Origin of the sequence: Bradyrhizobium sp. 31Argb (assembly GCF_043638955.1) — a bacterium.
Taxonomy (GTDB): Bacteria; Pseudomonadota; Alphaproteobacteria; order Rhizobiales; family Xanthobacteraceae; genus Bradyrhizobium.
Genome location: NZ_JBEGDB010000352.1, coordinates 1 through 7,059, shown reverse-complemented (window position 1 = coordinate 7,059; position 7,059 = coordinate 1). Strand labels below are relative to the sequence as shown.

Sequence of the window (7,059 nt, the reverse complement as noted above, 5' to 3'; positions counted from 1 at the left end):
ATCAGCCACAAAATGCTCCAGGCCAGATGGAACAACGACTTCCTTCTCCGCGCCCTCGCCCATATGCGATAGCCCTAATCGCTTGCGGGGAGGGCCGGGGTGGGGGTGCCTCCGCGGTTCAGGCCGTGCGAGCGGAGCATGTAGCCCGGGTGGAGCGGAACGCGTAACCCGGGACGCCTGTGTCCGCATTGTGAGCGGCCCCGGGTTACGCTTTCGCTTCACCCGGGCCACGGCAGCGGCGGCTTTACGCCACCTTCGGATCGAGCTCGCCCTTGGCGTAGCGTTTGGCCATTTCCGCCGTGGTCAGCACCTTCTTGATCTTGCTGGCCTGGCCGGCGGTATTGAACTCCCGCAGCCGCTGCTTGCACAGCTTGGTCATCGCTTCCATCGCGGGCTTCAAATATTTGCGCGGGTCGAACTCTTCCGGGTGTTCCTTGAACACCTTGCGGATCTGCCCGGTCATCGCCATGCGGTTGTCGGTGTCGATGTTGATCTTGCGCACGCCGTTCTTGATGCCGCGCTGGATCTCGGAGACGGGCACGCCCCAGGTCGGCTTCATCTTGCCGCCATACTCGTTGATGAGGTCCTGCAGGTCCTGCGGCACCGAGGAGGAGCCGTGCATCACCAGATGCGTGTTCGGCAGCTTGCGGTGGATCTCCTCGATCACCTTCATGGCGAGGATGTCGCCGTCCGGCTTGCGGGTGAACTTGTAGGCGCCGTGCGAGGTGCCCATCGCGATCGCGAGCGCGTCGACCTTGGTCTCCTTCACGAACTTCACGGCCTCGTCCGGATTGGTGAGGAGCTGATCGTGGGAGAGCTTGCCTTCGGCGCCGTGGCCGTCTTCCTTGTCGCCCATGCCGGTCTCGAGCGAGCCGAGCACGCCGAGTTCGCCTTCAACCGAAATGCCGCCGAGATGGGCCATGTTCGTGACCGTCCTGGTCACGCCGACATTGTAATCCCAGTCGCCGGGCGTCTTGCCGTCGGCTTTCAGCGAGCCGTCCATCATGACAGAGGTGAAGCCGGCCTGGATCGCGGTCATGCAGGTGGCGGGCTCGTTGCCGTGGTCGAGATGCACGCAGACCGGGATCTGCGGGTAGATCTCGGTGAGGGCGTCCATCATGTGCTTCAGCATCACGTCATTGGCATAGGCACGGGCGCCGCGGGAGGCCTGGATGATGACGGGTGCGTCCACGCTCGAGGCCGCCTCCATGATCGCCAGCGCCTGCTCCATATTGTTGATGTTGAAGGCCGGCACTCCGTAATCGTGCTCAGCCGCATGGTCGAGCAGTTGCCGCAAGGTAATGCGAGCCATCCGGATTCTCCCTGTATTTACAGCGCCTGCGCGCCGGCTCCGATAAAATTAGCGGATCTTCAAGACTTCGACGCCCGGCAGCGGCTTGCCTTCCATCCATTCAAGAAACGCGCCGCCGGCGGTCGAGACATAGGTGAAATCGTGCGCCACGCCGGCCTGGTTCAGCGCCGCCACGGTATCGCCACCGCCTGCGACCGAAATCAGCTTCTTGGCCTTGGTGCGCTCGGCGGCGTGCTTGGCGGCCACCACGGTGCCGCGATCGAACGGGGTCAGCTCGAAGGCGCCGAGCGGGCCGTTCCACACCAGCGTCGCCGCATCGTCGATCGCGGCATGGATGCGGGCGATCGATTGCGGGCCGACGTCGAGGATCATGCCCTCGGCCGGGATCGCGTCCAGGCCATAGGCATGCGACGGCGAATTGGCCGCGAAGTGGAAGGCGACGACGGCGTCGACGGGAAGGATGATGGCGCAATTGGAAACCGCGGCCTTGTCCAGGATGCGCAGCGCCGTCGCAGCGAGATCCTTCTCTGCCAGCGACTTGCCGATGCCGACGCCCTGCGCGTGCAGGAAGGTGTTGGCCATGCCGCCGCCGATCACGAGCGCATCGACCTTGGTCACGAGATTTTCGAGGAGGTCGATCTTGGTGGAGACCTTGGCGCCGCCGATGATTGCGATCACGGGCTTGGTGGGCGCTTCCAATGCCTTGCCGAGCGCGTCGAGCTCGGCCTGCATGGTGCGTCCGGCATAGGCCGGCAGCTTGTGTCCGAGGCCTTCGGTGGAGGCATGGGCGCGGTGCGCCGCCGAGAACGCGTCATTGACCCAGATGTCGCCGAGGTTTGCCAATTCCGCGACGAAGGCCGGATCGTTCTTCTCTTCCTCCTTGTGGAAGCGGGTATTCTCCAGACAAAGGATCTCACCGTCATTCATCGCTGCCACGGCCTTTGCCGCGGCCTCGCCAATGCAGTCGTCGGCGAAAGCGACCGGCTTCTTGATCACCTTTGACAGCGCCTCGGCAACCGGCTTCAGCGATTCCTTGAGGTCGCGCCCCTTGGGACGGCCGAAATGCGCGAGCAGGATGACCTTGCCGCCCTTGTCGGAAAGCTCGGTGATCGTCGGCGCGACACGGTCGAGGCGCGTGGTATCGGTGACGCGGCCATTTTCCATGGGTACGTTGAGGTCGACGCGCAGCAGCACGCGCTTGCCCTTCACATCGACGTCGTCGAGGGTGCGGAATGATTTTGTCATTGGAGTGTCCTCTGTGGCCATCCTTCGAGACGCCGCGCCAAGCGCGGTTCATCAGGACGAGATCTCTCCCTCACGGTGAGGAGCGCGCCGCGCTGGCAAGTCTACGCAGCCTGCGTAAACTTGGCTGCGGCGCGCGTCTCGAACCATAGAGCTAAGAAATCAGAGCAGCTTTCCGATCGCGACCGCGGTGTCGGCCATGCGGTTGGAGAAGCCCCACTCGTTGTCGTACCACGACATCACGCGCACCAGCGTGCCGTTCAGCACCTTGGTCTGGTCCATGTGGAAAGTCGACGAATGCGGATCGTGGTTGAAGTCGATCGAGACGTTGGGCGCGGTGGTATAGCCCAGGATGCCCTTGAGCTGCTGCTCGGAGGCGCGCTTCATCGCCTCGTTGATTTCCTTGGCGTCGGTCGCGCGCTTGGCGACGATCTTCAGATCCACCACTGAGACGTTCGGGGTCGGCACGCGGATCGCGACGCCGTCGAGCTTGCCCTTCAGTTCGGGCAGCACCAGGCCGATCGCCTTGGCCGCGCCGGTCGAGGTCGGGATCATCGACATCGCCGCCGCGCGGCCGCGGTAGAGATCCTTGTGCAGCGTGTCCAGCGTCGGCTGGTCGCCGGTATAGGCATGGATCGTGGTCATGAAGCCGGTCTCGATGCCGACGGTGTCGTTCAGCACCTTCGCCACCGGCGCGAGGCAGTTGGTGGTGCAGGAGCCGTTGGAGATGACGAGGTGATCCTTGGTCAGCGTGTCATGATTGACGCCGTAGACGATGGTGGCATCGGCGCCGTCGGCAGGCGCGGAGACCAGCACGCGCTTAGCGCCGGCGGTCAGATGCGCGGACGCCTTGTCCTTCGCCGTGAAGATACCGGTGCATTCCAGCGCGACATCGACGCCGAGCTCTTTCCAGGGCAGCTTGGACGGATCGCGCTCGGCCGACACCTTGATCTTGCTGCTGCCGACGCTGATCGTATCGCCATCGACGGTGACGGTGCCCGGGAAGCGGCCATGCACGGAGTCGAAACGGAGCAGATGGGCGTTGGTCTCGACCGGGCCGAGATCGTTGATGCCCACCACTTCGATATCCTTGCGGCCGGACTCGGCGATGGCTCGAAGCACATTGCGGCCGATGCGGCCGAACCCGTTGATCGCGACCCGGATTGCCATGCTGTTTCTCTCCTCTAATAGCTGATGCCATCCCCGCTGGCGCGCGCCCAGCGGAGGTGTTACGGCGGATCGCCCGGTTCGGCCGGACGAGAGCGGACTATATGGGGGATTACCTAGTCCTTTTTGCGGATAAGCTCAACCGCTAGCCAACGCGCTTCAGGGCAGCGTTAACGGCGGCCTCGGCGGTAATTCCGAAGTGCTTGAAAAGGTCCTTCGCCGGCGCGCTGGCGCCGAAACCGTGCATGCCGATGAATTCGCCGTCCTGCCCGATCACGGCATCCCAGCCCCAGCGCACGGCCGCCTCGATCGCGATCTTGACCGGCGCGTTACCGATGATGGCCTTTTTCCGGTCTTCCGGCTGCGCCAGCAACAATTCAAGCGAGGGTACCGACACCACCCGCGACGGGACGCCGCGTTCCGCGAGCTGTTTCTGCGCGTCGACGGCGATCTCGACCTCGGAACCGGACGCGAAGAATGACACTTTTGCGTCACCTTGGGCCGCGACCAGCTCATAGGCACCATGGCTGCACGGATTATCGGCGGGCGTGGTGGTTCGAAGCTGCGGCAGGTTCTGTCGCGTCAGCGCCAGCACTGTCGGGCCGTCGATCCGGTTCAGCGCGAGCTCCCAGCATTCTGCAACCTCGACGGCATCGCAGGGGCGGAACACGCGCATGTTGGGAATGGCGCGCAGCGCCGAGAGATGCTCCACCGGCTGGTGTGTCGGGCCGTCTTCGCCGAGCCCGATCGAGTCGTGCGTCATGACGTAGACGACGCCGGTGCCCATCAACGCCGCAAGTCGCATCGCCGGCCGTGCATAGTCGGTGAACACCAGGAAGGTGGCGCCGTTCGGCGCAAAGCCACCGTGCAGGAAGATGCCGTTCATCGCCGCCGCCATGCCGTGCTCGCGGATGCCGTAGTGGATGAAGCGGCCCTTCGGGGTCTTGGCGGAGAAGTTGGTCGCCGATTTCGCCTTGTTGTTGTTGGAGCCGGTGAGGTCGGCCGAGCCGGCCAGAAACTCCATCGGCATCGCGGCGGCGATCACCTCGATCGCGGCCTCCGATGATTTGCGGGTCGCAACGTTGAGTGGGTTTTCGAGCAGCGCCTTCTTGTGCCCCTTCAGCGCCTTTGCCAGTGAAGCCGGCCGCTCGTGCCGCAGCCGGCGCTCGAATTCGGCGCGCTTGCGGCTGCCGAGCTCGGCGAAGCGCGCTTCCCATTCCTGGCGCTCCGCGGCGCCGCGCGCGCCGGCGTCACGCCAGGCCTTCAGCACGTCATCTGGCACCGAGAACGGTTCGAGCGAGATGCCGAGCTTTTCCTTGGCACCTTTCAGCTCGTCAGCGCCGAGCGCCTCGCCATGGACCTTGTTGGTGCCCGCCTTGGTCGGCGCGCCGTAGCCGATCGTGGTCTTGCAGGCGATCAGCGTTGGCTTGCTCGATTTCTGCGCGCGCGTGATTGCATCCGCGATCGCTTTCTGGTCCTGGCCGTTGATGAGCTCAGCGGCCCAGCCCGCCGACTTGAATCGCTTCACCTGGTCGACGGAGTCGGCAAGCGACGTCGGGCCATCGATCGAGATGCCGTTGTCGTCATAGAGCACGATCATTTTGTTGAGCCGCCAGTGGCCGGCGAGCGCGATCGCTTCCTGCGACACGCCTTCCATCAGGTCGCCGTCGGAGGCGAGCACGTAGGTGTGGTGGTTGACGATCTTCTTGCCGAACTCGGCGGCCAGCATCTTCTCCGCCACCGCCATGCCGACCGCGGTCGAGATGCCCTGGCCGAGCGGGCCGGTGGTGGTCTCGATGCCCTTGGTGTGGAAGTTCTCAGGATGTCCTGGCGTCAGCGAGCCCAATTGACGGAAGTGCTTGAGCTGGTCGAGCGTCATGTCCTTGTTGCTGCCGGTGAGGTACAACAGCGAATAGAGCAGCATCGAGCCGTGGCCGGCCGAAAGCACGAAGCGGTCACGATCCGGCCAGGCGGGGTCGGCCGCATCGAATTTCAGGAACTGTGTAAACAGGACGGTCGCGACGTCGGCCGCACCCATCGGCAGCCCGGGATGGCCGGATTTCGCCTTCTCGACCGCATCCATTGCGAGCCCACGAATGGCGTTGGCCATACGGGTGTGATCGACCTGCGTCATGATGAAAATCCGTCTGAAATGAGAGGCTTGGCTTGCATGCGCGCCGCCCGGAGGGCCGCCATATGCGGGTGGTAGGCACGGAGAAAGGGCTGGATAGCACCTCAATTCCGGAAGTCCAAGGGAAGTCCAAGGGAAGTCCAAGGCAAGGAAACGCGCTTTCGGCCGCAAAGTTGCCTCCGGTGTGTCCGGCCGACCGGGGCCTGAACCCGCGCGAGCCGCCGGTTTCCCGAGCGGAAGGGGAGAAAGGACCCTTGGGTAAACCGACAGGTGCGGGGCCCGGGGAGGCTCCATCTATCGGTGCATAGTTTACCGGCGGCGTTGCGCCGGCCTCGCTCACCACGTAAATTTCATCGCCTAAGCGCTTGCCGAACCGCAAGGATTCGCGGACGGCCACGCCATCGAGGATGTACCTTGTCTCGTATGAGCGATCGTTCCACCAACGCGGCTGCCAGTGTTGAGCCCGCTATCGCCGACGTCGACGCCGCCACACGGCGGCTGATGGCGGCGCTCGATGCTCTGGAAAGCGCCGTTGAGCGGCGGCGCGAGGCTGACCGCGACGAGAACGAACTGGCGAGCCGGATCCAAGCGCTCGGTGCTGATCGCTCGCGGCTTGCGGACGAGCTCGATAACTCATTGGTGAAGACGCGCAAGCTCGAGCGCACCAATCGCGAGATCGCCGAGAAGCTGGATACGGCGATCGGCACCATCCGCGCCGTGCTTGATGGCGAGGAGAACACGCGATGAGTCACATCAACGTCACCATCAACGGCCGGCAATACCGGATGGCGTGCGAAGAGGGGCAGGAGGTTCGTCTCTTGAAGCTCGCGGAGAACCTGGAAACGCGCATCGAATCGCTGCGCGGCAAGTTCGGCGAGATTGGCGACGCCCGTTTGACGGTGATGGCGGCGCTCACCGCCTGCGACGAACTGGTCGACGCTGGCGCACGCATCCGCAGCCTGGAAGAGGAAGTCGAATCCTTACGCAACTCCGGAGCCGCCGCGGTCGATCGCGCCCGCGCTACGCAAGTCGCAATCTCGAACGCACTCAACGCCGCAGCCGAGCGGATCGAAAAAACCACGCAGGTGCTCAACCGCACCATCGGCGGCGGTATCGCGATCGGCTGATTTGTCGTCCCGGCGAAGGCCGGGACCCATATGTGGACGGCCCCCGTGGCACAAGAGCTTTTGAGGTGATCGGATCGCTG

The 7,059-nt window shown here is 64.2% G+C and carries 6 protein-coding genes; 2 read left to right on the top strand and 4 right to left on the bottom strand.

Going from position 1 to position 7,059, the window contains the following annotated elements; all coding sequences use genetic code 11:
• Positions 1-244: 244 nt before the first annotated feature.
• The 4 genes from fba to tkt form a co-directional block, all read right to left on the bottom strand.
• A complete protein-coding gene (fba, locus tag AAFX91_RS37120) occupies positions 245-1,312 on the bottom strand; it encodes a class II fructose-bisphosphate aldolase (protein ID WP_394569815.1) in 1,068 nt (355 codons plus the stop codon).
• A 48-nt stretch (positions 1,313-1,360) separates the two neighbouring features.
• Positions 1,361-2,557, bottom strand: coding sequence for a phosphoglycerate kinase (locus AAFX91_RS37115; RefSeq protein WP_394569814.1), 1,197 nt, complete (start codon positions 2,555-2,557; stop codon positions 1,361-1,363).
• A gap of 159 nt (positions 2,558-2,716) precedes the next feature.
• Positions 2,717-3,724: a type I glyceraldehyde-3-phosphate dehydrogenase gene (gene gap, locus AAFX91_RS37110; RefSeq protein ID WP_394569813.1), complete on the bottom strand. Its 1,008-nt coding sequence runs from the start codon at positions 3,722-3,724 to the stop codon at positions 2,717-2,719.
• A 142-nt stretch (positions 3,725-3,866) separates the two neighbouring features.
• Positions 3,867-5,855, bottom strand: a complete 1,989-nt coding sequence (gene tkt, locus AAFX91_RS37105; protein ID WP_282527444.1) for a transketolase — start codon at positions 5,853-5,855, stop codon at positions 3,867-3,869.
• A 420-nt stretch (positions 5,856-6,275) separates the two neighbouring features.
• Here tkt and AAFX91_RS37100 point away from each other — a divergent pair, with 420 nt between their 5' ends.
• Both AAFX91_RS37100 and AAFX91_RS37095 read left to right on the top strand, forming a co-directional pair.
• Positions 6,276-6,599: a DUF4164 domain-containing protein gene (locus tag AAFX91_RS37100; RefSeq protein ID WP_282527445.1), complete on the top strand. Its 324-nt coding sequence runs from the start codon at positions 6,276-6,278 to the stop codon at positions 6,597-6,599.
• On the top strand, positions 6,596-6,979 hold the full coding sequence (locus AAFX91_RS37095) for a cell division protein ZapA (RefSeq protein ID WP_130579002.1): 384 nt from the start codon (positions 6,596-6,598) through the stop codon (positions 6,977-6,979). Before AAFX91_RS37100 ends, AAFX91_RS37095 begins: the two co-directional genes overlap by 4 nt.
• Positions 6,980-7,059 lie beyond the last annotated feature (80 nt).